23 protein-coding genes are annotated in these 23949 nt (G+C 40.7%); 10 read left to right on the forward strand and 13 right to left on the reverse strand.

Annotated features, from left to right (window positions below; genetic code table 11):
* Window positions 1–43 precede the first annotated feature (43 nt).
* Window positions 44–409 (forward strand): RNA-binding S4 domain-containing protein, encoded by a 366-nt coding sequence (locus tag J8L98_RS22995; protein WP_210998385.1) that lies wholly within the window; start codon window positions 44–46, stop codon window positions 407–409.
* Window positions 410–616: 207 nt separating this feature from the next.
* Window positions 617–1072: a hotdog fold thioesterase gene (locus J8L98_RS23000; RefSeq protein ID WP_192506050.1), complete on the forward strand. Its 456-nt coding sequence runs from the start codon at window positions 617–619 to the stop codon at window positions 1070–1072.
* Here the strand turns inward: J8L98_RS23000 and J8L98_RS23005 are convergent.
* A complete protein-coding gene (locus tag J8L98_RS23005) occupies window positions 1044–1778 on the reverse strand; it encodes a transporter substrate-binding domain-containing protein (RefSeq protein WP_210998386.1) in 735 nt (244 codons plus the stop codon). The genes J8L98_RS23000 and J8L98_RS23005 overlap by 29 nt on opposite strands.
* 150 nt (window positions 1779–1928) lie before the next feature.
* Between J8L98_RS23005 and J8L98_RS23010 the strand changes: the two genes are divergently transcribed.
* Window positions 1929–3023, forward strand: coding sequence for an NAD(P)/FAD-dependent oxidoreductase (locus J8L98_RS23010; protein WP_210998387.1), 1095 nt, complete (start codon window positions 1929–1931; stop codon window positions 3021–3023).
* 43 nt (window positions 3024–3066) lie between these two features.
* Here J8L98_RS23010 and J8L98_RS23015 read toward each other — a convergent pair whose 3' ends face one another.
* From J8L98_RS23015 to J8L98_RS23030, 4 genes are all read right to left on the reverse strand, one after another.
* Window positions 3067–3603 carry a DUF4124 domain-containing protein gene (locus tag J8L98_RS23015; protein ID WP_210998388.1) on the reverse strand — a complete coding sequence of 179 codons (537 nt, stop codon included), beginning with the start codon at window positions 3601–3603 and terminating at the stop codon, window positions 3067–3069.
* 125 nt (window positions 3604–3728) lie between these two features.
* On the reverse strand, window positions 3729–4469 hold the full coding sequence (locus tag J8L98_RS23020) for a phosphoadenylyl-sulfate reductase (RefSeq protein ID WP_210998389.1): 741 nt from the start codon (window positions 4467–4469) through the stop codon (window positions 3729–3731).
* Between the two features lie 48 nt (window positions 4470–4517).
* A complete protein-coding gene (gene cysI / locus J8L98_RS23025) occupies window positions 4518–6230 on the reverse strand; it encodes an assimilatory sulfite reductase (NADPH) hemoprotein subunit (RefSeq protein ID WP_210998390.1) in 1713 nt (570 codons plus the stop codon).
* Window positions 6231–6304: 74 nt separating this feature from the next.
* Entirely contained in the window at window positions 6305–8119 is a 1815-nt protein-coding gene (locus J8L98_RS23030) for an assimilatory sulfite reductase (NADPH) flavoprotein subunit (RefSeq protein WP_210998391.1), read from the reverse strand.
* A 306-nt stretch (window positions 8120–8425) separates the two neighbouring features.
* On the opposite strand from J8L98_RS23030, the gene J8L98_RS23035 reads away from it, so the two are divergent.
* Window positions 8426–10054, forward strand: a complete 1629-nt coding sequence (locus J8L98_RS23035) for an endonuclease (protein ID WP_210998392.1) — start codon at window positions 8426–8428, stop codon at window positions 10052–10054.
* Window positions 10055–10411: 357 nt separating this feature from the next.
* Here J8L98_RS23035 and J8L98_RS23040 read toward each other — a convergent pair whose 3' ends face one another.
* Window positions 10412–11575: a DUF3103 family protein gene (locus J8L98_RS23040; protein WP_210998393.1), complete on the reverse strand. Its 1164-nt coding sequence runs from the start codon at window positions 11573–11575 to the stop codon at window positions 10412–10414.
* Between the two features lie 224 nt (window positions 11576–11799).
* Complete coding sequence (locus J8L98_RS23045) at window positions 11800–12177, reverse strand: hypothetical protein (RefSeq protein WP_210998394.1); 378 nt, start codon at window positions 12175–12177, stop codon at window positions 11800–11802.
* A 171-nt stretch (window positions 12178–12348) separates the two neighbouring features.
* Between J8L98_RS23045 and J8L98_RS23050 the strand changes: the two genes are divergently transcribed.
* The 3 genes from J8L98_RS23050 (at window position 12349) to J8L98_RS23060 (ending at window position 15243) form a co-directional block, all read left to right on the forward strand.
* Window positions 12349–13062 (forward strand): hypothetical protein, encoded by a 714-nt coding sequence (locus J8L98_RS23050; protein WP_210998395.1) that lies wholly within the window; start codon window positions 12349–12351, stop codon window positions 13060–13062.
* A 175-nt stretch (window positions 13063–13237) separates the two neighbouring features.
* A complete protein-coding gene (locus J8L98_RS23055; protein ID WP_210998396.1) occupies window positions 13238–14848 on the forward strand; it encodes a S41 family peptidase in 1611 nt (536 codons plus the stop codon).
* On the forward strand, window positions 14848–15243 hold the full coding sequence (locus J8L98_RS23060; protein WP_210998397.1) for a hypothetical protein: 396 nt from the start codon (window positions 14848–14850) through the stop codon (window positions 15241–15243). Before J8L98_RS23055 ends, J8L98_RS23060 begins: the two co-directional genes overlap by 1 nt.
* On the opposite strand, the gene J8L98_RS23065 is transcribed toward J8L98_RS23060, so the two are convergent.
* Window positions 15225–16112: a LysR family transcriptional regulator gene (locus tag J8L98_RS23065; protein WP_210998404.1), complete on the reverse strand. Its 888-nt coding sequence runs from the start codon at window positions 16110–16112 to the stop codon at window positions 15225–15227. The genes J8L98_RS23060 and J8L98_RS23065 overlap by 19 nt on opposite strands.
* A gap of 116 nt (window positions 16113–16228) precedes the next feature.
* Here J8L98_RS23065 and J8L98_RS23070 point away from each other — a divergent pair, with 116 nt between their 5' ends.
* Window positions 16229–16930 carry a 4'-phosphopantetheinyl transferase superfamily protein gene (locus tag J8L98_RS23070; RefSeq protein ID WP_210998398.1) on the forward strand — a complete coding sequence of 234 codons (702 nt, stop codon included), beginning with the start codon at window positions 16229–16231 and terminating at the stop codon, window positions 16928–16930.
* 51 nt (window positions 16931–16981) lie between these two features.
* Here the strand turns inward: J8L98_RS23070 and J8L98_RS23075 are convergent, their stop codons facing one another.
* From J8L98_RS23075 to J8L98_RS23090, 4 genes are all read right to left on the reverse strand, one after another.
* On the reverse strand, window positions 16982–18034 hold the full coding sequence (locus J8L98_RS23075; RefSeq protein WP_210998405.1) for an OmpA family protein: 1053 nt from the start codon (window positions 18032–18034) through the stop codon (window positions 16982–16984).
* Between the two features lie 117 nt (window positions 18035–18151).
* Window positions 18152–19933, reverse strand: a complete 1782-nt coding sequence (locus J8L98_RS23080) for an ABC transporter ATP-binding protein (protein WP_210998399.1) — start codon at window positions 19931–19933, stop codon at window positions 18152–18154.
* Between the two features lie 15 nt (window positions 19934–19948).
* Complete coding sequence (locus J8L98_RS23085; protein WP_210998406.1) at window positions 19949–21385, reverse strand: protein adenylyltransferase SelO family protein; 1437 nt, start codon at window positions 21383–21385, stop codon at window positions 19949–19951.
* A gap of 11 nt (window positions 21386–21396) precedes the next feature.
* Window positions 21397–22083 (reverse strand): DNA-3-methyladenine glycosylase I, encoded by a 687-nt coding sequence (locus J8L98_RS23090; protein WP_210998400.1) that lies wholly within the window; start codon window positions 22081–22083, stop codon window positions 21397–21399.
* Window positions 22084–22156: 73 nt separating this feature from the next.
* On the opposite strand from J8L98_RS23090, the gene J8L98_RS23095 reads away from it, so the two are divergent.
* The gene (locus J8L98_RS23095; protein ID WP_210998401.1) at window positions 22157–22924 is read left to right on the forward strand and encodes a transporter substrate-binding domain-containing protein; all 768 of its coding nucleotides are present in this window, start codon (window positions 22157–22159) and stop codon (window positions 22922–22924) included.
* 482 nt (window positions 22925–23406) lie between these two features.
* On the opposite strand, the gene J8L98_RS23100 is transcribed toward J8L98_RS23095, so the two are convergent.
* Window positions 23407–23625: a hypothetical protein gene (locus J8L98_RS23100; RefSeq protein WP_210998402.1), complete on the reverse strand. Its 219-nt coding sequence runs from the start codon at window positions 23623–23625 to the stop codon at window positions 23407–23409.
* Window positions 23626–23740: 115 nt separating this feature from the next.
* On the opposite strand from J8L98_RS23100, the gene J8L98_RS23105 reads away from it, so the two are divergent.
* Window positions 23741–23949, forward strand: a 209-nt coding sequence (locus J8L98_RS23105) for a helix-turn-helix domain-containing protein (RefSeq protein ID WP_210998403.1), incomplete at its 3' end; no start/stop codon positions are given.

Raw genomic sequence — 23949 nt, forward strand, 5'->3', positions numbered from 1 at the left:
ATCCAGCGGTATAATATCGCAAACTGAAATAGGAGTTACTTGAATGACCGATGAACCCATTGAATTTATTGAAGTTGAGCTAGAAGAAGAGCCAATAGAGTTATGTAATCTACTTAAGGTATTAGACCTAGTTGAAACGGGTGGGCAAGCTAAAATGCTCATTGGTGAAGGCTATATAGCCGTCAACAATGAAGTGTGTACGGTAAAACGCAAAAAAATGTATTCTGGTGATAGCCTACATTTTGATGGTGATGACTATCTACTCACACTCTCTAGTGACGCGACTCCAGCGATTAGAACACAACCGACTCCTGACGTTGTAGAGCCTGAAAAAAAGAAAAAGCGTAATAGAAGCAGAAAAAATAGAAAAGATGCTGACACGGGTAGAAAGCCAATTTCATTTGGGTAACACTGGCGCTGGCAATAACACGTGTCTGCACTTGTATTCGATACATATTCACCCCTATTTCTCAGCAGAAGTGCAGATAAGGCGATACCCTTATTATAATAAAATTCTCGTGCCGCATGGCTGATATAAATAATTCAATTGCTTATCTTTAATACTCGGTATATAAAAGTCACCCATTATATTAAAGGACTCATTTTAGGAGCTGTCATGTCCATTTGGTTTCGCCCCATCACTTTAGCGTTTTGTAATGACTTAGACAACGGATTACATGGACAGGGGTCGCTCATGAAAACGCTTGGTATTAGCATAAAAGAAATCGGATCTGATTACCTCGTAGCCACAATGCCCGCTACCCCACATCATCACAACCCGATAGGAATAGTCCATGGTGGTGCCAATGTCGCTCTTGCAGAAACGGTCGCCAGCTATGCAGCAAACTTCGTGGTGGACTATGAACGCTACTATTGTGTTGGACAAGAAATCAACGCTAATCATTTAAAAGCATCTCGCAATGGCATTCTTACAGCCACAGCGCGTGCACTACACATAGGAAAGCGCACATCAGTCTGGGAAGTAAAAATCGTCAATGCGCAAAATCAATTATGCTGTGTATCTCGAATGACCGCTGCAGTTGTTACTCGAAGTCGCCAAGGTGATTCATAACAATCTGTTGGTAAACTCCACTCTTTCTGATTTTTGCTAGCCCTAAATTAAATTGTCGAATTATCTCCTTCCCTTGTGGGTGTGTTTTAAGCACACCCGTATGTAATGGCCAAGACATCAATGCCGGATATAGCACCTCTAGATCATGCAGTTCTGGATATACTTTCAAATGATGTTTGACTGCCCATAAATCAGCTATTGCAACATCTACGCGTCCTTTTTGTACCAATTGTAAGCTAGCGTGCAAACTTAGCACGGGTACAACTTTCAGCCCTTCAATACCATTTAGAAATTCATGATAGCCATACCCTCTTATGGTGCTCATGGTTAAGAAGCGCAGACTGGTGGCACCTTTAAAGTTAATCTTGTACTTTGCATGTTGAACCACCACCATGTCGTTATTAAAATAAGGTTCGGTGAAGAGCAATGTCTGTGCCCGTTTATGTGTCCACCAAAGTGCTGGCACTAAATCAATTTCTTTTTGTTCCAGTAACCTCATTACTCTGCTAAATGGCGCAGTACGTATTTCAAAGCGAATATTCTGTGCCGCGAATGCAGCCACAGTGATCTCTTTCACTAAACCTGAACCATCTTCTAAAATATATGGTGGCCAAGGACTATGGCCCCCAACAACCACTTTAATTGGACTTGCAGCAGTAAAATGAGATACCAACATAAACCAAGCCAGGTAAAATAAACCTTTCAATTTTGTTCCTTATATCAATATGGCCGTTGATATAGTGTAGTCGATAAATGATCCACGCAGCCTATAAAGTACTCATATTGATACAGTAAAGATGACCCATATTATTGCCTTTGGTATACTAAGCTTCAGCCAATCATTGAAAGAAGCACTATGGAAAAGTTAGACACTGTTGTTATTGGCGCTGGTGTTATCGGAATGGCTGTTGCAGCGAAATTCAGTGAATCAACTCAAACACTACTCATCGAGCAAGGTGAACAATTTGGTGAACACAGTAGCAGCAGAAACAGCGAAGTCATCCACGCAGGGCTGTATTACGCTACCAACAGTTTAAAAGCCCAGCTATGTATCCAAGGTAAAGAATTACTATATCGACATTGTGAAAAATTTCACGTACCCCACAAAAGAATCGGTAAAGTGCTCACCGCAAAAACGACTTCTGAGGTGAATACCTTAGACACCATTGCTGCGCAAGCAAAAATCAATGGCGTTGATGATTTGCAGTTTTTGTCCAAAACACACATTGGTCGCTACGCACCTCATATTAATGCAACACACGGACTATGGTCTCCCTCTACAGGGATTATTGATAGTCATCAGTTTATGTTGTCACTCCTGACAAAATTAGCACAAAATCACGGCCAATATGTGCCTCGTACACAGTTTTTAGCTGCGCGTAAAACCTGTAATGGGTACGTAGTCGATTTAGATTGTGACGGTGATTTATTTCAGATCCAATGCCAATATTTAATTAATGCTGGTGGCCTTTTTGCTCAAAAAAATGCCTCTTTAATTGATGGGCTAGAAAAAAAATATATTCCAGAATTACACTATTGTCGCGGTCAATACTTTAGCTATCACGGTAAACACCCTTTTTCACACTTAGTGTATCCTGTGCCTGAAAAACATGGGCTTGGCATACATGCAACACTCAATCTCGCAGGCCAACTCCGCTTTGGACCTGACACCCATTTTATCCATGACTTAAATTATCAAGTTGATGCCAATGATAAAAATAAATTCGTGCAAGCTATTAAGCAATATTGGCCAGCTATCGACGATACAAAGCTCTTTGCTGATTACGCAGGAATTCGCCCAAAAATAACTCAAACCGGTGCTCAAGACTTTATAATTCAATCCTCAAATACACATGGCTATACTGGCTTGATAAACCTATTTGGCATTGAATCTCCAGGCCTGACAGCTAGCTTGGCAATTGCAGAACAAGTCCTTAAAGATATCGGTTAAATCATATTAGGTTGAGCAAGTGAATGCGTTATAAATTTTCTTGCTAGTCACCATTTCCACCGGTTGCATCATCCAACTGTTTGGTTCGATCATCCATCAATTTTTGTACATTTTTAGCATCTTTCATCAGCTTATTTACCGCAGCAGGATTTAAAGCAGAGGGTACCCCGTGTTGCGACTCGCTCGCTGATTTCTCTGACGCAAGCTTATCCAAAATCGCTGTATCTTCCGCCGCCATAATCGTGACCCGACTGGGATCTAAGGTATGGTGCAGACTATCCCCTTTAGGGTTTGGCTTATCTGAATAAATCCAATTGCCATTCTCATCACGCCATTTATAAATTACAGGATCACTGCGTACTTCTTTTTCCGGATCTATATCAGCTAACTCTTTGGCTTTGCCAACGGCTTTATTAAGTGTATGTTCCGAGTATTGAAATACCGCTTGTGCACTCCCTTGAGCTTTTTGTACCAGTTCCTCTGCACTTATCCAAGGTTTTCCATCGGGACGTTTTAAAACAAAGAGCGACCCCAACCCTATTAGCATCACCATAATCATCATATAACTTACAGACTTCATGTTTTCACTCCCTCGTTTCATTCAATTAAGCTTAGCGTGATTAATTAGATGATACACAGCTGACAGACATAAAAAAAGCACAACAAAAGTTGTGCTTGTAAAGCGTATCTGACACTGGAGAATGACTAGATACCATCGCCATCAATGTGTAAGCCACATTCACGGTTCAATCCAAAAAAGCGTGTTTCTTCTTCCGTCATACCCGGTTCAAGTTTACGCGTCGTATGCACATCCCCCATAGACACATACCCTTGCTCCCATAAGGGATGGTATGGTAAATCATGCCTGGTAAGGTATTGGTAAACGTCGCGATTACTCCAGTCAATGATGGGGTAAACCTTCACGGTTCCGCGACTGATCTCTAAAACTTGCTTATCAGCACGTGTCGAGGCTTGATCTCTGCGTAGCCCACTAAACCATGTACCCACTTTATGTTCTTGCAATGCTCGCGTCATTGGCTCTACTTTATTAAGCGTATTATATTGCTTTATGCCTTCTTCACCAAGCTCCCATAACTTACCATATTTGGCTTCCTGCCAAGCTGGGCTGTAATTAGAGCGGTAAACCTTTAAATTTAAGCTTAACCGTTCAGTTAAATAATCAACAAACTGATATGTTTCAGGAAAAAGGTAGCCAGTATCAGTTAATATAACAGGCACATCTGCTTTTTCTTGCGTTACTAGATGCAGCATTACCGCGGCTTGAATACCAAAGCTAGACGATAAAAATGCATTGTTCGGCAAATTTTCTAAGGCCCAAGTCACTCGCTGTTGCGGCGTCATTGGCAACAGTAATTCATTTGCTTGTGCTAATAAGTGACGTTGTTCATCACCACTTAACTGTAATATATTTTTATAGTCACTCATGCTTATTCCTAAAATTGGCGAGTTTTGACCCGCCAATATCCTGTTTGTTTAAGCGTGGAAGTCTGTTTTTGAGACTTTAACTTCGGCAACAATGCCGTTGCGGATCACAAAGTCACCAAAACACTCATCTTGCTCACGCTCATTTACCCACTGACCGATTAAAGTATCTAGTGCAGGTAAATACACTTCTTCGCCTACATTTTCTAAGTATAATTTAGGCACCCTTGTACCTTCTTTATTACCACCTAGATATACGTTATATTTACCAGGTCCTTTGCCCACTAAACCGACTTCCGCTAAAAGCGCACGGCCACAGCCATTAGGGCAACCCACAACACGCAATATGATGCTGTCATTCGCAACTTCATGCTTTATCAGCAATTGCTCAACTTTAGTAACTAAGTCAGGTAAATATCGTTCAGCTTCAGCCATCGCAAGTGGACATGTTGGTAATGACACGCAGGCCATTGAGTTTTTCCGTTGTTCAGTATCGGTATCATCAATCAAGCCGTGTTCGCGTGCTATTTTTTCAATTTCCGCTTTTTGCTCTGTTGGTACACCGGCGATGATCAAGTTCTGATTCGCAGTCATGCGGAAATCACCCTGATGTATTTCTGCAATTTTTCGACAGCCCGTTTTCAACGCTTTCTCTGGATAATCTAAAATACGACCATTTTGAATAAACAGGGTTAAATGATGCTTGCCATCAATCCCCTCAACCCAGCCAATACGATCGCCTCGATGTGTAAACACATAAGGTCTGCTCTGAGCAAACTTAACACCCGCTCGATTTTCAACTTCAGCTTTAAACTCATCAATACCAAACGTATCTAACGTGTATTTCGTCTTGGCGTTTTTACGGTTAACACGGTTACCCCAATCACGCTGTACCGATACAACATGCTCAGCGATCTTTAGCGTGTGCTCTAGTGGAATGAAACCGAAATCATCCGCTTTACGAGGGTAAGTATTCACATCACCATGTGTCATGGCTAAGCCACCGCCAACTAACACGTTAAAGCCAACCAATTTACCGCTTTCTTCAATTGCAACAAAGTTCAAATCATTTGCATGCACATCTACTTCATTGTTTGGAGGAATTGTGACGGTTGTTTTAAACTTACGCGGTAAGTAAGTTGATCCAAGAATTGGTTCAATATCCGTTGTATCTTTGCGCTCACCATTTAGCCAAATTTCTAAATAGGCGCGTGTTTTTGGCAGTAAGTGTTCCGAAATTTTTGCTGCCCACTCATAAGCTTCTTGGTGAAGCTCTGACTCAACCGGATTAGTAGTACACAGTACATTACGGTTCACATCACCCGCAGTTGCAATTGAATCAATGCCCACATCATGCAATGTTAAATGCATTTCTTTGATATTTGGTTTTAATACGCCATGAAACTGAAACGTTTGACGCGTTGTTAAACGAATACTGCCATACATGGTTTTTTCGCCAGCAAACTTATCTACTGCAAGCCATTGTTCTGGTTTGATAATACCACCTGGCATACGTGCCCTAAGCATTACATTATGTAAAGGTTCAAGCTTTTGCTTGGTTCGCTCTGGTCGAATATCACGGTCATCTTGTTGATACATGCCGTGGAATCGGATCAACTGAAAGTTATCTGCTGTAAAACCACCGGTGAGTGGATCAGACAGGTCTTCGGTAATCGTGCCGCGTAAATGCTCACTTTGTGTTTTTAAACGTTCGTTATCTGCAAACTTAACGTTTTGATCATGCTTACTATTGGGCTTGCTCATTTATTAATTCCTAAATACTTTACTTTGACGGTATACCCTACGCGCATCGCAGGATATATAAGCACACGCACCGATTAATAGACGTCTTTTTGGTAGCGGTTTGCACTACGCAATTCTTTCAAATATAACTCTGCTTGCTCATCATCTTTACCACCATGCGCTTTAACAATATCCACAAGGGCTTGATGAACATCTTTGGCCATGCGGTTAGCATCACCACATACATAAAAATGTGCGCCTTTTTCTAACCAAGCAAACACCGCTGCGCCTTTTTCACGCAATCGGTCTTGCACATAAATTTTTTCAGCTTGATCACGGCTAAATGCCAAATCAATATGGGTTAACAAGCCTGATTTTACATAGCCTTGTAATTCCACTTGATATAAGAAATCTTGAGTGAAGTTAGGGTTACCGAAAAACAACCAATTATCACCTTGCGCTTCTCGCGCATCACGCTCTTGTAAAAACGCTCGAAATGGTGCGATACCGGTACCTGGACCCACCATAATAACTGGTGTTGTATCATCGCTCGGTAAACGGAAATTATCGTTATGTTCGCTAAATACTTTTACGCTTACCCCTTCTTCAGCGCGTTGCGCCAAATAACCAGAGCAGCCACCGAAGTGCTGCTCTCCAAACGCTTCGAACTCAACTAACCCCACAGTTAGGTGTACTTCTTCTTCCACTTCCGCTTGGCTTGAGGCAATTGAATACAAACGCGCTTGTAGCTTACGACAGCTATCTGCTAATTCTTGCGCTGTGATATCAGCTGGATTTTGTAAAATAATATCAAACACTTGACGAGGCTCGATATATTCACGCATTGCTGCTTTATCTTCCACTAATGCCAACAGCGCCGAGTTACCTGTCGCTTGCCCGTACTTCTCTACAAAACCTGGATAAGATTGCGTCAATTCTAGTTTTTCAATAAGCGCGGTACGAATATCTAGGGTCTCTTTACCCAATGTAACTTGTGCATCAGCCACGATGCCTAATGTACTGAGAATCGCGTCAACTTGTGCCTCATCATTTAAGAAATACACACCTAAGGAGTCTCCTGGCGTGTAAGTAATATCAGAACCCTCTAGTGAAATCTCAACATGACGTACATCTTTACTTGAGTCTCTACCGGTAATTTTTTGGACTACACTGAGCTCAGCTGAAAATGGATTTTGCTTCGTATATTGACTTGATGCTGCAGTAGGTACTCCAAATGGCATAGTCACAACATTGCCACCAGCACTTTGCTGTGCTTGCAATTGCGGTTCAAACACCGCTAATGCATCTGTAATCCACTGTTGTGCTTGCTCATCATAATCCACATCAAGATCTGCTCGAGGAAAGGCAACTTCAGCACCTAACTTAACTAAACGTTCTTCAAAATCAATGGCCGTTTGGCAGAAAAACTCGTAACTTGAATCACCCAAACCAATCACAGCTATTTGCGTACTGTCTAATTTAGGGGCCTTCTTACTGGCAATAAATGTATGTAGTGCTTCTGCATCCTCAGGAGGCTCTCCTTCTCCATAAGTCGATACCACCACCACTACAAACTTCTCTTTTTTCAATGCCGACGTTTTATAATCAGACATGCTTACTAGTTTAACCGCCAAGCCTCGTGATTCAGCTTGCTCTTTCAGCTGAGTAGCAACACCTTTCGCGTTACCTGTTTGTGAACCATATAATATGGTGAGTGGCAAAGCGTCGCCTGCTGGTGTAGCCGTTTGACCCACAACTCCACTTAATGCCGCTGTATTTGCATTTGCAGCCAAATACCCACTAACCCATGCCTGTTGAATAGGATTCAGTTCTGCAACCAAACCTTGTAGTTTTTGCACTTGCTCTTGTGTGAGCGGGCTTGCCGCAGCACTAAGTTGATTCAACAACATTAAAAATTCCCCGTAACCCTAAACTATTTTTTGCTTAGATTGCTCATCTACAACGCCCTTACACGATGTAAGGATTTATGAGTTGAAAGCATACGCATCTCTACGAGTAAGAAAAAGACGAAGATCTGCTTTGTTATTCCATTTGGTTATTAATAACGGAAAATTCCAACAAAAACAGCTTAAAAGAATTGTTTCAAATTAGGCAACTCTAAAGTTAACATGTGCTCAACAAGTTCTGTATAAAAATTGATCTTGTTTTACTTCTAAAAAACAATAACTCTTTAAACTAAATATAGAGAGAAAATAATGAAACACGGGAACAAAGCAGCTCTGTCGATCTTAGCTGCCACATTTGGACTAGTAACAAGTGGTCACGCGGCCGCAAATGTTGCTAACGGTAACTTCGAGTCTTGGCAACAAGGTAAACCAACACAATGGAGTACCATTGATAGTGGTATCTCTATCACAGAAAATAACACCACAGTTAAAAGTGGTGCTTCATCCGCTCAAGTGACAGTCACTACAGCATCGCAAAGCAATACGGACTTACTGCAGTCGGTTACGGTGAAAGCCGGCCAAACATATGATTTTAGTACGTGGGTATACCATACTGAAGGTAAGGTTAAAGCACGCCTTATTATCGATGGTTACCAAAACTATTCAGACCCATTTAATACCCAACAATGGCAAAAGTTAAGCTATCAATACACAGCCAATACAGACAAAGTGATTAATGTTGGCTTACGCTTTTACGATACCAGTGGCTTTGATGGGAATGAAATTGTTTACTTAGACGACTTTCAACCATCGGCAGCCACGCCACCACCGCCTAATGCATGTACAAAAAATACCTTAACGATAAAACTCACTACAGATAAATACGCGAGTGAAACAAGCTGGAAACTTAACACAGCACAAGGAAGTACCGTAGCAAGCGGTGCTGACTTTGCGAACAATACAACACATACTGAAACATTATGCGTTGCTGATGGATCATACAGCTTTGTTATTTCTGATAGCTATGGCGATGGAATTTGTTGTGAATTTGGCAATGGAGAATATTTACTAACGCATAACAATCAAACAATTGCTAGTGGATCTTCTTTTACAGATCAAAAAATACATAACTTCACACTCGGTAGTGATGGTGGTGATAATGGAGGGGGTACACCTGGCGATTATTATGCATCAACAACCGGTTTGACAGGGTATGCACTAAAAACTCAGTTACACACGATTATCCAAACACACAACTCACAAGGGTATAGCGCAATTTGGCAGTTCATAGATAAATCGGAAAGAGATAATTACTTTGAAAAAGATAACTCAGTACTCGACCGTTACTCTGAGAAACCTTCAGCCAATGATGCGTATAATTTTGTTGCCGTAACCAATCAATGCGGTTCATATCGAGGAGAAGGTGATTGTTATAATCGTGAGCACTCTTTTCCAAAAAGTTGGTTTGGCGGAAAAGTAGAGCCAATGAACTCTGACATTCACCATATATTTGCCACTGACGGCTTTGTTAACTCCAAACGCAGTAACTTTCCATTCGGCGAGGTTGCATCTGCGAGCTTTACCTCAACAAATGGCAGTAAAGTAGGTTCTGCAACCAGTACGTTAAACTACAATGGCACGGTATTTGAGCCAATAGATAAATTCAAAGGTGATTTTGCGCGGGTGTATTTCTATATAGCAACGCGCTATGAAAACACCATTGGGAGTTGGCAAAATAACACCACTTATAGCAACGCCGTTTTAGATGGCAGTACTGGACGTGTTTTTGAGCCCTGGGTTATTGCAATGCTACTACGCTGGCATCAACTTGATCCTGTCGATGATATTGAAACAGCTCGGAATCAAGCTGCCTATGAATTCCAAGGGAATCGTAACCCCTACGTGGACCACCCTGAATTCGTTTCCAAGATATGGTGATCACACTATGCCTTAGATAATAAGGCGCTGCTTTAGGGTCTGTTGATCTTTGCTGTTCTATTTTTGTTCTCTTTGAGCATGCTTTTATCGCGGCGCTTAATATGTGGCCTAGTTAATCTAAGCGAATATTAAGCAACAAAGAGAAAGGGGTGCTCAAAAGAACCGGTAGGCAGCGCTTGATTGGCTTTTCTACTATGTTATCGGCTGACTCACATGGAATTACCATGCTACGCAGCCTCTGCCTTGTATAAAAGCCAATCAAACTGCTGCAAAAATGAACCTGAAAGATCAATAACCCCTAATTATCTATAAAAAAACGGCCTAATCCTTTAGGCCGTAACCGACACTGCGGGGAATCTATCTTGGGTTAATCGTAACAGGTTTAATGGTCACCTTTGCATTACCACTGGCGCCCATATGAGCATCGTAGTGCTGCCCTTCAAATAAGGTATAAAATACATCAATATAATCATCATCATTGCTAAACCAATGCGCTGGCATCGCCTTTATCAATTGATTCGTTAATTGCGGAATAATGGCATATCCTTGTACATTCGCATCAGGAATAGCCCGCATAGCTTGCGTAACAATATCTAAAAAGGTGGTCGCTAATGTTTGATAGTTTGTATTATCATCTTGTTCCATTAACAATACATCTGCCGCTTGCCAACGATACCGATTCCAATGGATCAGGGTTTGATTTGGGGTATAATCACGACCATCATGGTCTAAGTACGGCATATCAACAATATCAAGTACAGGTTTATCACGACTTGGACTCACCCCAGTAACAATTGCATACACCTCCGCACTGCCTGAAATCCAAGGCTCTTCATCATCGTTTAAACGAATACGCTGTAAGTTACTGGTCGATAAGCTTTCTACATTAGAAGCTTGTTCGATATTTCTCGGCAAGGACCCCAGATCATTTAAAGTGAAGATATTCCGCATTATTGCCAACCCTTCACGCGCACTTTTCTTACTGTCTATTTCTACAATTAATACGGGACGAGTAGGCATTCTATGCGCATCTAATAAGTGCATGTTGCCATTTTGGTCATAGGCTTCAACATAAAGCCATGTTTTATCGTCACCTTTAGGCGCAAATGCAACTAATGGCGCAACCCCTTCAAGCCAGCTTTCAAACATCGAGCTGTCAGCAAGTCGCAATTGATAAATTGCATCATTGCTTAAAGTAAGACCCTTTAACCTTCTCGTATAATGAGATGCCAGACGTAATTTCTCTGCCGCAGTGCCTTGTAACAAACTTGAAGTTAATGGCACAGCTAAACGGTGCGGACTCATGATTGATGTTAATTTAGGGGTCAAAGATTCGACTTCTTTAGCAAGAAACTTAGATATATTACTTTTTATATCAACGACCTGATGTTCCCCATAAGAAAAAGCATCCACTTCGGGAAACAAAGTCGTTATTTTTTGATCCTGAATTTGTGATGAGTGGGCATTGAATCCAGCTGCAACCATTAAGGCCGGGAGCATTATTTTTGTTCTTAATTTCATCTTCCAATCCTATTATTATCCACGTGTGTTGGATATTGAAGATAAAACTAACAACAAAAAATATCAACAAATTAATACAAATTTAACAAAATAATTTACAAATGAACCGAGAGATAAAAACAAACCTATTATTTATTATAGGGTTATCGTGATTTATTGCGGTGAGATTATAGGTAGAGTTAAAGACCTAATTATGTTTAGGTCTTACACAACTGCAACATACTTTACTCTGCTGGGTACAGAGTGATTTCTATTCCTGCGCCAATCGCTGAAATACGTAATAAAGTATCGGCATGTAACGCTTGAGAATAGCATTTAGGTGACGTGCCTGAATTAAAGCCAATGTCAAAAGTACGCTTTGAACAAGACAACCACTGTTTCAATCCAGCTTTAGTACAAGACTCTATTAATTCACATAGATGGTTAATTGCTTTATCGGGACTAATCACATCAGCATTGGCTTCAATTCGTGCTAATTGACGATATTCATCTTTGTCATAGTGCAATATCACAGCATCTTTTTTAAGGTCACTCACTAATGCGCTAATGTCATGTTTAGATTCTAGCTCGAGATCCACGTTTAAAAACTGAATTTCTGACATGTTTTCTGATTTACCTTATGTAGTATAAAAATTAACGGTGCTGCAAGGTAAAGTGTAACCAAGTAACGCCATGCTGGCTATAACAAACTCACTCTGCGACAATTTAACGCAGTGACAGTACCTAAAATTACCGTAAACTGACATTATTGAAAACTCGACACTAGAATAGAGATGATCAAAAACTTATTGAAGCCTGCGCGTAAAATGCATAAATGGTTAGGGTATTTGCTTGCATTGCAAATTTTTGCATGGTTATTGGGTGGGCTTGTGATGAGTGCAATCCCATTAGAGAAAGTCCATGGCAAGCATTTAGCTAAACGCCATATAGATTCCCCCTTTTCTCGTCAACATTATACTGCTGACTTAAACTTACTTACAAACACCATGTCACAGCTCACATCTGTGTCATTTATTCATTTTCTTGATACACCCGTCATTAAAGCGATTGGTCAACAGACACAATGGTTTAACGGCATCAGTGGCAAAGTACTCGCGCAACCGATTGAGCAAGATATTCATAAACAGGCTTATTTACATTATTTGGGCAAAGGAAAAATAGCGTCATCACATTATTTTGCATCCGGACCAAGAGAAATCGGCTATAAAAAGCATGTCTGGCAAGTTACCTTCAATGATTGGCAAAATACAACCATTTACCTCAATGCCCACAGTGGTGAAATAATCACTATTAGAAGCAATATATGGCGTATTTTTGATTTTTTTTGGATGCTCCATATTATGGACTACGATGAAAGAGATGACTTTAACAACCCCTTATTAATCAGTTTCGCGACGATAAGTGTATTATTTTGCTTAACTGGCATGTTGCTTCTTTTTCAATCCCGCCCACGGAGGAAGCGCAACATACGTAAAGCCTCGTCGTAACACTCGGCACTCAGAGCTTATTTGTACAGGCGCAGGAACGTAACTAAGAAGATGTGAAAAGAGGGCTCAGCCTTCAATGTTCGGTTATCAATGTAACGCAACAAATATTGCTATTGACCATATTAGTTGCTAATTTCTACACATAGTAATGAAATTTGACCACTAGGTACTATTAATGAATTTTCACTCTTGTGCTATATTTTCTGTGGGCTTAAGTCTGTCTTTAATGTTACTAACCGGGTGTGGTGGTTCAGGTGGCAGTACAGCTGATAGTCCAGCACAAAATAGTACAACACCAAACAGTACCACACCGCCCGACGCAACTTGGCAATTTGGTCAATTTACTGCTGCTGAAAACTTTATTAATTACTGCTCGAATCCTAGAACAGGCATTGATCCTTATGAAAACCAGCCTTTTCCTGATCAAGCTGGCTCTATACAACATGAAAAAATGTGGCTACGTTCACTCACTCACTCAACCTATTTATGGTATGACGAAGTAGAAGATAATGATCCTAATAACTTTGACAGTGTGTCACAGTATTTTGATTCTTTAAAAACATTTCAAACTACCCCTTCAGGTAATCAAAAAGACCAATTTCATTTTACTCAAACTTACGATGCTTATAAAAAAGAATCTCAATCAGGCGTATCCTCTGGTTATGGGCTTCGTTGGGCTGCAATAAGTACTAAGCCCCCTAGAATATATCGCGTTGCATATATGCAAGATAACTCTCCCGCTGCCTTAGCAGGGTTTAAGCGCGGAGATACTATAGTCGCTATTAATAACATAGATATAAACTCAAATAACACAGAAGCACTCATTAATGGGCTCAGCCCAACTAACGGAAGCACTCACACATTTACAATCTCACGTTCCGGACAAACTGAGTCAATTGATATAGCGGTTACCGCAGGTGATATTGCCTTGTCCCCAGTGCAAAATGCTAAAACCTTTACTGCAGGAGAAAAAACGGTTGGTTATGTGCAATTCAATCAGTTTATCAGTGCTGGGCAAGCGGGCTTAATCTCGGCTTTCAACCAATTTAACAACGCCAATGTCAACGCGCTCGTCCTAGATATGCGTTATAACGGAGGTGGCCTTGTTGATATGGCAGCACAGCTTGGCTATATGGTCGCTGGGGCAAGTGATAGCACCTTTAGTCAAACCATTCACAATGATAAACAATCAGCAAAAAATCGCAGCGTTGGGTTTGAGCGAAGAATGATAAATTGGGATACGCTGCAGTACACTGATACAACCCTACCTAGCCTCAACTTAGATACCGTATATATCCTCAGCACTGCCAGCACCTGCTCAGCAAGTGAACTTATCATCAATGGACTACGCGGTATCGATGTTAATGTAGTACTTATTGGTTCGAAAACATGCGGTAAGCCATATGGTTTTACTCCCGCTCCAAATTGCGGCCAAGTTTATTACACAGTACAGTTTAAAAGTGCAAATGCGAAGGGATTCGGTGACTATGCGGATGGGTTCACGCCAATCGATGGTGACCTCGGTGCCACAGAAATAGGCTTAACGGCAAATGTATCAGGCTGCACTGTAGCGGATGATTTTACGCAGCCACTAGGTAACCCAAATGAAGCCCAATTACAGGCTGCATTAACACATATAGAAACAGGGGGTTGCCCTGTATCACTTGTTAATCGCCCTACTCAACAGAGCACCGCATCTAATCACAATAAAGGAGTTAGTTTAACGCTCCCCAATGCCATTTGGCAAAATAATACTATCTATACCATTATTAATGAGAAAAAATAATGGTATACGCAATAAAAGCCTCTTACTGTGCACTCGTTTTACTCTGTGTTGGGTGTGAGCAGACCCCAACACCTGACCCTCAGCCGGCCATAATAAAAAAGACCACAGTCCAGATGAAAAATGAATTGCAGCATGCAATCGTTACCCTCAAAGGGGGACTAACTCCGCGTTTGGCCGACAACGTATTTACTACTAGCAGCACGTTATTACTTGAAACAGTTAATAATCTAGCCAGTCCACTTCAGCATGCAATAATCGCCATGGATATGAGCAGTGTTTCTCGCTTTGAGTTACAAAAACGCGGTGAATTGTGTGTTCTATATTTCTCGAGAACACATAACTACGTACCTTTGGAAACCGTTGTGTGTGAACCGCTTCAGTTTGACTTAAAGTAATGCTTAAATACTCTGCATAATGCTTGCACTTTTGCGGTACGATGAACCGAAACATGTGTTACCAGCCAAAAATCTAGTGGCCAAGTTAGCTCCTCTTCTAATATTGGTTGAATACGATGAGATTGTTTAGCAATGTCATGCTGTAGCCCACCAATTCCTAAACCACTATAAATCGCGCGTGCGGCTTCGGCTGTTTCTGAAACTCGAATACATATTTGCGCCGGATCTATCTGTTTATCCACCCAATCAAAATATGGCACCATTGCATTAAACCCTGCAACCCCTGATACGAAATGATGCTGCGATAGTTCTGCTTTTGTCTGTGGTATGCCCATCCGTTTTATATAATCATCTGATGCATATAACCCCGCCGTCGTTGAACATAGGTGCTGGACTATATAATCTGGATCGCTCGGTTTATCTCCAGCTCGGATTGCGATATGGGCTTGACCATGATCTAAACGAAGTCGCCGTTGCTCCAAGATTATTTCTAACTGTACTTTTGGATGTTGCTTTTGAAATTCAAGGCATGCTGGGCTTAACATTTCCACAATACCGCTAACCGTTGTCAGTAATAATCGGCCACTCAAAGTCGTATCTGCAGCAACAATTTTATGATGCAACTGGCCCAGTGTATCTTCAATAGCCGTACCTGCTTGCAATAACTGCTGACCAGCCTCTGTCACCTGATACCCGCGAGCATGTCGATGGAACAATCGTGTGTTGAGCTGGGATTCTAGCTGATTAATACGTCGCAATACCGTACTGTGGTGAATACTTAAGACTTGAGCTGCCGCGGTCAATGTACCTTTACAAGCCACAATGTATGCAATATGAATATCTTGCCAATCTTCGATTTTACCCATTATATAGAATCACTATTTATTTAATTCCTGAATATGATACATTCTCGAGTTATGACTTTTTACTTATTTCGTCACGATTGATACATAATTACCTATCTAAAACTAGGACTTTATCCAGAATGGATACTACAAGAAACTATCAGCAAGACACGCATATTTCACCACAATTACCTCATGCTTTTTATTGCTGTACATTTTCAGTCGAGCATTATAATGATAGCCAATTCTCTCTCCATGGAGTGAGTTTTCCAGAGAAACTGAAAAATGCTGTTGCCAAGCGTCGTGCTGAATTTTTAGCTGGCCGTATATGCGCAAAGCATACACTTGAAAAAGCAGGTGTGCGTAACTTTCCGTTACTAAGTGGAGAAGACAGAGCGCCAATTTGGCCATCTCATATTACAGGAAGCATAACCCACACACGTCATATTGCTATGGCTGTAACCACTTCAAACAGTGATGTACTTGGTATTGGTATTGATATAGAACGGCTAATGGATTCAGAGCAAGAGCAAAAGCTAAAATCACAAATTCTTCATCCTGCAGAGTCAGCCATATTTTCACGTTTGAATGAGCACACAAACCACCCTCTAACCCTCATATTCTCTGCGAAAGAGAGTATCTTTAAGGCCTTATATCCGAGTGTAGGGAAGTTTTTTGGGTTTGAAGCGGCTAAATTAGTCACATTTACTGCTAATGAACTAGAGTTTAGCATCACTGAAACATTGTCAGAAACCGTGCCTCAACATACCGTTGTTAAAGTGCTTTACCAAACCACCTCTGAATTTGTATTTACTGAATGTGAATTTAGAGCCTACCGATAAAGCACAAAAAACCAGTCCTAATTAGACTGGTTTTTTAGAATGGGCATTACATTACTGACGCTTAACTTTTACACGCTCTGTTGTTGTAATTGCAGCTTCAACACGACGATTCTGCGCATGCGCAGCGAGCGTATTCGCGGTGTTCAGTAACCGTTCTTCACCATAACCAATTGTTGATATACGCTGAGCATCAATGCCTTTAGCTACCAGCTGTTTTGCAACGCGGTCGGCACGCTTTTTCGATAATACTTGATTATACTTTGCATCTCCTACAATGGATGCATGACCTTCAAGTACAACTGCTGCGTCTTGATGCTTATTCAGAAATGCGACAACTTCATCAATGTCATTCAGATAATCTGATGATACAGATGAGTTATCATGAGGAAAACGCACTAACAACTTCACGTTTACCGTTTTCTCTTCATACTTACTACAACCGTTAGCATCAACCGCATCCATCATCGGAGTATTACTACAACGATCTCTTGAGTCGAGCACGCCATCCTTGTCTGAATCTTTCTTAGTAACAACGGGCGCTTTCACTGGTGCCGGCGCTGCTTCAACTTTTGGAGCTGCTTTAGTTGTGCCAAAGAAATAGTTAATACCTAGCTTCGCCCCCACATCCACATAGCTTCGCTCTAAGCCTTGATATACTGACGTCTCTGCATTCACAAATAAATTATCACTAAAGTGATGACGGTAGCCAGCTCCTACATTTGCAAACGTATTACTATCAAATACATCTACTGATTTAATACCAAATATCCCGTAAAATGGGCCGCCATCAAAGTGATATAAAGCATCTAAACCAAAACGTTCACCATCTTGTGAGCCCGTACTCGCACCAGATAAATCAAAATCCATATCGGCATACTCGAAACGCGCACTCCAGTAGTCATTAAAGCGATAGCCTAACTCAGCTCCCCAACCCATAGAGTCGTCAACATTTACGCCGCCAGTGTTTGCCCCTAGCGTGTTTTCCCAACTCGCATCGTAATAATCGCCAAACACTCCAAAGTGTATACCTTCTGAATGCTCTTTAGCCGATACTGACGATGCAGCAGTCATTGCAATTATTAAACTAATATATTTAAGTTTCATCATTTCTTCCCGTATTTCATCAACGTGAGCGCAGATCGCCCTTCAATTTGGCTTTATAATAGTAGAACATTTCTTAATCTTTACTTAACATTTAAAGATAATATATTCCTAATACAATTATCCTATCTGACGACCAAATAATGTCTTGTAGAGCCCCTGTTCTGCTGAAAGTGCTTCATGACTTCCTGACTGAGAAACTCGGCCATCATCTAAAACGTAAATAAGGTCTGCTTGTCGTATGGCACTCAATCGATGGGCAATAATCAATGTGGTCCGGTTCGATAAAAAATCTTGTAGATTACGGTGAACTTTACTTTCAGTTTCTATATCTAGCGCTGAGGTTGCTTCATCTAAAATAACAACTTTAGGGTTTGCTAATACCATTCTTGCTATGGCAAGCCGTTGTTTTTGTCCGCCAGATAATCTCACCCCATTACGCCCAACTCTCGCGTCAAGACCATTATCTAAAACTCTGATAGTGTCATCCAATTCAGACACCTTTAGCGCTTGCCACATCTCCTGCTCAGTATGCTCTCTTCCCATCGTCAAATTTTCCCGCACGGTTGCATTGAACAAAATAGGTTGTTGTAATACCGTCGCTATATTCTCCCGTACTGTATGATAGCCAACATCCTCAATTGCGGTGTCGGCAATATATATTTGCCCTGATTGCTTTTCGTATAGCCCCAGTAGTAGCTGAACCAAGGTCGACTTCCCTCCTCCAGACACTGCAACAACCGCGACTTTTTTGCCTGCGGGAATATCCAAAGTCACGTTTTGCAATACTGGTTGCTCTTCGTTATAACCAAAGTCCACATTGCTAAAATGAATACCTACCTCTTGCCGCTCAAAGACTCTCGATTGCTTAGCAGGCGCTGCTCGCTCAGTAGCAAATGCAAATACTTGGTTGAGTCGTTGTAATGCGGCTGACGCTCCATAGTATGCGTACTGGATCCCCAATAATTCTTGCACAGGCCCCATCATGAACCATAAATATCCAAATACCGCAAAAATTTGTCCTACAGTGAGATCAGCAAACACCACCATAAGCATGGCTATAGCCCGGAAAACTTCAAAACCAAGTAAAAAGACTGTAAGGCTTAATCGACTTACTGCATCTGTTTTCCATTGTGATTGAATAGCAAAATACTTCAAGTCTGCTGCTGATTCCCTTACGTGTGAAAAATATGCACCTTCTCTGCGTACAGCTTTAAGCTGTGAAATTGCATCAAGCGTTTCCACCAAGGATGATTGAAATGCTTCGAATGCTGCATTTTCATCTTTTTTTAAGTGCTTGACCCGCTTACCAAACTGTCGTGAGAAATAAATAACCGCGGGGTTTAGTAACAAGATAGTCAACCCCAAAGTAAAATCAATCCATAGCAATACCGCCGCAGTCCCAATGATAGTCAGTAAACCAATAAGAAACCTTGATAAAGTTTGGCTTATAAATGTATCCAGCGTTTCAACATCAGTAATACACCGAGAACTAATCGCACCAGCTCCTTGTGTTTCATATTCTTTTAATTGCACTTGTGGTAAATGGTCGAGTAATTGCTCCCGAATCTTAAGGCTAATGTCTTTACCGATGAAGGTAAACTGTCTTGACTGAAGGACGCCTAATATCAGCGCTCCGAGTCGCATCAGCACCACGCCCAGCAAAACGACTAGAATATATGCCGTTGGTTGATGCCATTGAGCAGGTAAAAACTGATTTAAAAAAGCAATCGCAGCTCCAGGATGACCAAGCAGTACCTCGTCAACCAATAATGGCATCATTAATGGGATCGGCACACTTACCAAAGCGGCTAAAAAAGCAATGATATGAGCAGTGAACAACGGTTTCTTGTGCGCAATAACTTGCTGTCGTATATCCTGCCAACTGAGTGATTTTGTCATATCAGTCCTTACCAGTTACGTTCCACAGAATGTTTGATAACCCGTATCAGAGTTAGCTGTATGAACAAACTGATCTGGTACACGCTTATAATTGTAAGGCGAATTCAAAATGGGTAACCATTTAGTCAATAATGGGCTATGACCTAATTCATTAAACTCTGCGATGACTTTTTCAATGAGTTGATTTCGTGGTATCACTGATGGATTGGTTATTTTCATGCGTTGCAACACGTCACTTCGTTCATATTCACTCACTCGTAATTGCCATTTCACTATCCAACTATCAAGCTCACTAGGGACCAAAAATAACGCATCACTTTTTACTTCCATAGCATTGGTTAAGGCGGCAAATGTATTGGTGTAATCTAATTGCTTCGAATTCATTTCTGATAAAAGTTCTGACAGCAATTCATTATCGGAGTCTTGCCATACTAATATGCCAAGCTTGCTCGCCCACATATCTTGGTAGGCCTCATTAAACTCTGCGGAAAATTCGGCTATCGCAGCAGATAACATTTGTAATGCAGATTCTTCATCTGAGTCAATTAATGGCATTAATGACTCTGCTAACCGTGCACAATTCCAGTTTGCCATATTTGGCTGATTACCAAATGCGTATCGTCCTTGTTTATCTATAGAACTAAAAACCTGATTAAAGTCAAAACGCTCCATCATGGCACATGGTCCGTAATCTATTGTTTCTCCACTGACTAAAGTGTTGTCAGTGTTCATTACCCCATGTATAAAACCGACTCTCAACCAGTGAATCACAAGTTTAATTTGAGCACTACACACGGCTTTTAAAAACTCGATAACTCGTGTATTACCGCAACTCACTATATGTGGATAATGCCGCGCTATAGCATCGTCCATTAAGTTTCGTAATCCATTGGTATCGTTATGTACTGCTAGATACTGAAAAGAGCCCACTCTGATATGACTGCTTGCAATGCGGCTCACTATTGCTCCTGGCACAACGTCATTTCGTATAACGGATTGTCCCGTTGAGAAGACCGCTAGACAATGAGTTGTGGGTACATTTAATGCAGCCATTGCTTGGCTCATCACATACTCTCTCACTGCGGGTCCCAAAGCACACAACCCATCCCCTCCTCGTGAAAAAGGAGTTCTCCCAGAGCCCTTCAATTGAATATCAAATAATTGGCCATTAGAATCGGTAAAAGCCCCTAATAGATGAGCTCGGCCATCACCTAAGATTGGGTTAAAGTGCCCAAATTGATGACCTGAATAGGCCAGTGCAGTAGATGGGCTACACACGCTTTGTACACTGCCTGTTAATATTGCCTTCGCATCACTTTTCGCAACTGGAATATTCAAAGTATTAACTAATACCTCATTCCATAAAAGTAATTCTGCTGACCTTACGGTTGCGGGCTTGCTAGCAACCAAAAAATCGTCACTAATATTGTTGTACCGTTGAATTAACTCCATCACAAACTCTCTTATTCTGGTACTTGATTATCGCCAATGCTAAAGGCCACCAATTGACTTAAAGCTTGTAAAGACCAATCACTTTCATTTACCAAGGTATTAAAAAAAGCCTGGGCAGCCGCTAAAGATTTCTTACTTTGTAAACCCCCTTCTATAATCTCATGCGCTCGTAAGTACGCCTCCACATCTCGGCTGAGTAAAAAGGTATCTTTGCCCATAGCTCTTAGTGCGAAAGGGCCTGTATTACCGCCTAATCTGGCACCATGCTTTTTTAAATAGTCCCACAACCCAATTATATTATCCGTAGGCCACTGTGCAATGAAATGAGAAAATGACCCATGAGATTGCTGTATTTCGTGGATCATGTAGCAATTATCAGGAATTGTCTGAACCTTCTTATAGTTTCGAACAATGCGTTCATCTGCTGATTTTTGTTCTAAGACCTCAGGAGACATCATCAATAATTTATTGATCTCAAAGTCCCAAAACACTTCTCTAAAGCCATGCCATTTAGCGTTAATAACAGACCAATAAAAGCCACTTTGAAACACTTTTCGAGTGAACTCTTCTAGCCATAAATCATCCTCAATCAACATCAAATCTGCTGCTGTAACTGGGCTATTGATTAATGACATAAGAACTTGTTCAGACCCTTTTCGTGCACAAGCCCTTTCATATATATTCGAAAACTTTTCCATTATTCTAAGTAACCCTATTTCGAAAACGTAAATGATTATCTATAGTTATAATAAAGCGTCTACAAGGCACCTTATGAGAATTCTGTTTAGCATTTTTCTATTTATTAGCTCAAATGTTCACAGTGAGCCGTATGCTAGGCAAATTAATATTACCACAGGTCAATGGCCACCCTATATTGATCAATCAAAAGAAGATCAAGGCTGCGTCGCTTCCTTGATACGAGATGCTTTTGCACTATACGATATAAAAACACGATTTGTTTTCATGCCATGGGAAAGAGCATATAAAGATGGCATGAAAAAGGAGTTCATTGGAAGTGCTTATTGGTATTTTAGCAAGCAACGCAGTGAAGATTATATATATACTAAACATGCTATTACTGAAGAAGTAAGTCGATTTTACCACCTGAGTAGTTTACCGCTAAAGTTAACACGCTACTCAGATTTGAAGCCATACACTTTACTACTCAATAAAGGACTGACGTACCCCGATGAATTACTTGAAGCGATTAGTGAACATAATATAAGAACGGTGGAGTCAACTTATACTGACAAGAATATTCCACTCCTTTTACGTAAGCGCGCTGACATTATGATCATGAATGAAAACACCGCTCAAGAATACAAACGTTCATTACCAGTATCAAAACGCTCTGCTATCACATCTCAAAAGAAGCCCGCATATATTAAACGAGGTTTTTTACTGATCAACAAAACACATCAACAATATGCTATTTTATTTGACCAAGCTCTGAGTACTCTATGGTCAAATAAAGATTACATTAAACACTACGAACAAAATTGTTCAAAGGTCAGTGTACTGACACACGCTCTAGAGTGATTTAATCATAGGATTCACTCTGCTATTTTAAGGCGTGCTTGAATCTAAAGGACCGTGTCACTTATCTAAACTTACTTTAGAGTATTCATAGCTCGCTTCCACTACGTTTAATTTCTTATATCAGTGATTACAATTTAAATATAGGTCCTAACATACATCAAGAAGACGGCCGGTAAAGTGAGGTTATAAGATCAGATTTGCGTAACCCTAACTACAGCAATAAGTAAATACACCATAAGAATGTAGTCTCCCTGAGCTTGTATATAGACTCCACCTAGTTTGACAACATGTTTTTTAAAATTTAAAGATACTTGCGTATATGCGGTTTCTTTTGAGAGAGCTACTCTCTAACCTTTGATGTATTCGCGCCTTCTGCCCTAAGCGTTCCATTAGTGTATTATCACTTAAAGTTCTGACAGGTTTTCAGAAGGTTGCTCTTACCGTTTTAATTACATTATTGTCGATCTTTTTAATCGATACTTTTAAATCATTTCCGGTTGGTAACTGGTCCCTCTTTTTAACATTGCCCAAGCCGTTCTAATGTTTTTATTCACAAGTGCTATACACGCCCGCTTCCCCCTGAACGAACAACCAACTTTAATAGCCACTGCTGTTTCAATGATGCGTTGGCACTGCTCATTTTGAGAAGCAAGCTGCTCTATATTTTTAGTTGCTCGTTTTAACGATGCCTCTACCTGCATGTATTGAGCTTTTAAGATATTAAGCAATGGCGATAATATTTCTGGTAAATCATTGCGTTCAATTAATACCAATCTGCTTAAGTATGTGATCTAATATATGTACACGGATTAAAGCATGCTCACTTATATGGATTTAGATACATCTAGAAAACTTTTAGCACTATCTCGAAGAGAATCAAATGCCAGAAAGCGTATTCGATTACTCGCAGTATCCTTATTTTTAGAAGGTGAAAACCGATCCAATATTGCCAAACGTTTGAATACTGCGAGAAGCAGTGTTAATAAGTGGGTATCAAACTACTTAATAAGTGGGTATCAAGCAGT

Source organism: Pseudoalteromonas sp. MMG013 (genome assembly GCF_018100885.1).
GTDB lineage: Bacteria > Pseudomonadota > Gammaproteobacteria > Enterobacterales > Alteromonadaceae > Pseudoalteromonas > Pseudoalteromonas aurantia.

Excerpts from the sequence above, each read along its gene's own strand:
- J8L98_RS23090 (WP_210998400.1), bottom strand. The coding sequence starts at position 22,083 with ATGGAAAAGTTTTCGAATATATATGAAAGGGCTTGTGCACGAAAAGGG.
- J8L98_RS23080 (WP_210998399.1), bottom strand. The coding sequence starts at position 19,933 with ATGACAAAATCACTCAGTTGGCAGGATATACGACAGCAAGTTATTGCG.
- J8L98_RS23085 (WP_210998406.1), bottom strand. The coding sequence starts at position 21,385 with ATGGAGTTAATTCAACGGTACAACAATATTAGTGACGATTTTTTGGTT.
- J8L98_RS23020 (WP_210998389.1), bottom strand. The coding sequence starts at position 4,469 with ATGAGTGACTATAAAAATATATTACAGTTAAGTGGTGATGAACAACGT.
- cysI (WP_210998390.1), bottom strand. The coding sequence starts at position 6,230 with ATGAGCAAGCCCAATAGTAAGCATGATCAAAACGTTAAGTTTGCAGAT.
- J8L98_RS23000 (WP_192506050.1), top strand. The coding sequence starts at position 617 with ATGTCCATTTGGTTTCGCCCCATCACTTTAGCGTTTTGTAATGACTTA.
- J8L98_RS23070 (WP_210998398.1), top strand. The coding sequence starts at position 16,229 with ATGGATACTACAAGAAACTATCAGCAAGACACGCATATTTCACCACAA.
- J8L98_RS23050 (WP_210998395.1), top strand. The coding sequence starts at position 12,349 with ATGATCAAAAACTTATTGAAGCCTGCGCGTAAAATGCATAAATGGTTA.
- J8L98_RS23030 (WP_210998391.1), bottom strand. The coding sequence starts at position 8,119 with ATGTTGTTGAATCAACTTAGTGCTGCGGCAAGCCCGCTCACACAAGAG.
- J8L98_RS23045 (WP_210998394.1), bottom strand. The coding sequence starts at position 12,177 with ATGTCAGAAATTCAGTTTTTAAACGTGGATCTCGAGCTAGAATCTAAA.
- J8L98_RS23095 (WP_210998401.1), top strand. The coding sequence starts at position 22,157 with ATGAGAATTCTGTTTAGCATTTTTCTATTTATTAGCTCAAATGTTCAC.
- J8L98_RS23035 (WP_210998392.1), top strand. The coding sequence starts at position 8,426 with ATGAAACACGGGAACAAAGCAGCTCTGTCGATCTTAGCTGCCACATTT.
- J8L98_RS23075 (WP_210998405.1), bottom strand. The coding sequence starts at position 18,034 with ATGAAACTTAAATATATTAGTTTAATAATTGCAATGACTGCTGCATCG.
- J8L98_RS22995 (WP_210998385.1), top strand. The coding sequence starts at position 44 with ATGACCGATGAACCCATTGAATTTATTGAAGTTGAGCTAGAAGAAGAG.
- J8L98_RS23060 (WP_210998397.1), top strand. The coding sequence starts at position 14,848 with ATGGTATACGCAATAAAAGCCTCTTACTGTGCACTCGTTTTACTCTGT.
- J8L98_RS23100 (WP_210998402.1), bottom strand. The coding sequence starts at position 23,625 with ATGCAGGTAGAGGCATCGTTAAAACGAGCAACTAAAAATATAGAGCAG.
- J8L98_RS23010 (WP_210998387.1), top strand. The coding sequence starts at position 1,929 with ATGGAAAAGTTAGACACTGTTGTTATTGGCGCTGGTGTTATCGGAATG.
- J8L98_RS23015 (WP_210998388.1), bottom strand. The coding sequence starts at position 3,603 with ATGAAGTCTGTAAGTTATATGATGATTATGGTGATGCTAATAGGGTTG.
- J8L98_RS23055 (WP_210998396.1), top strand. The coding sequence starts at position 13,238 with ATGAATTTTCACTCTTGTGCTATATTTTCTGTGGGCTTAAGTCTGTCT.
- J8L98_RS23040 (WP_210998393.1), bottom strand. The coding sequence starts at position 11,575 with ATGAAATTAAGAACAAAAATAATGCTCCCGGCCTTAATGGTTGCAGCT.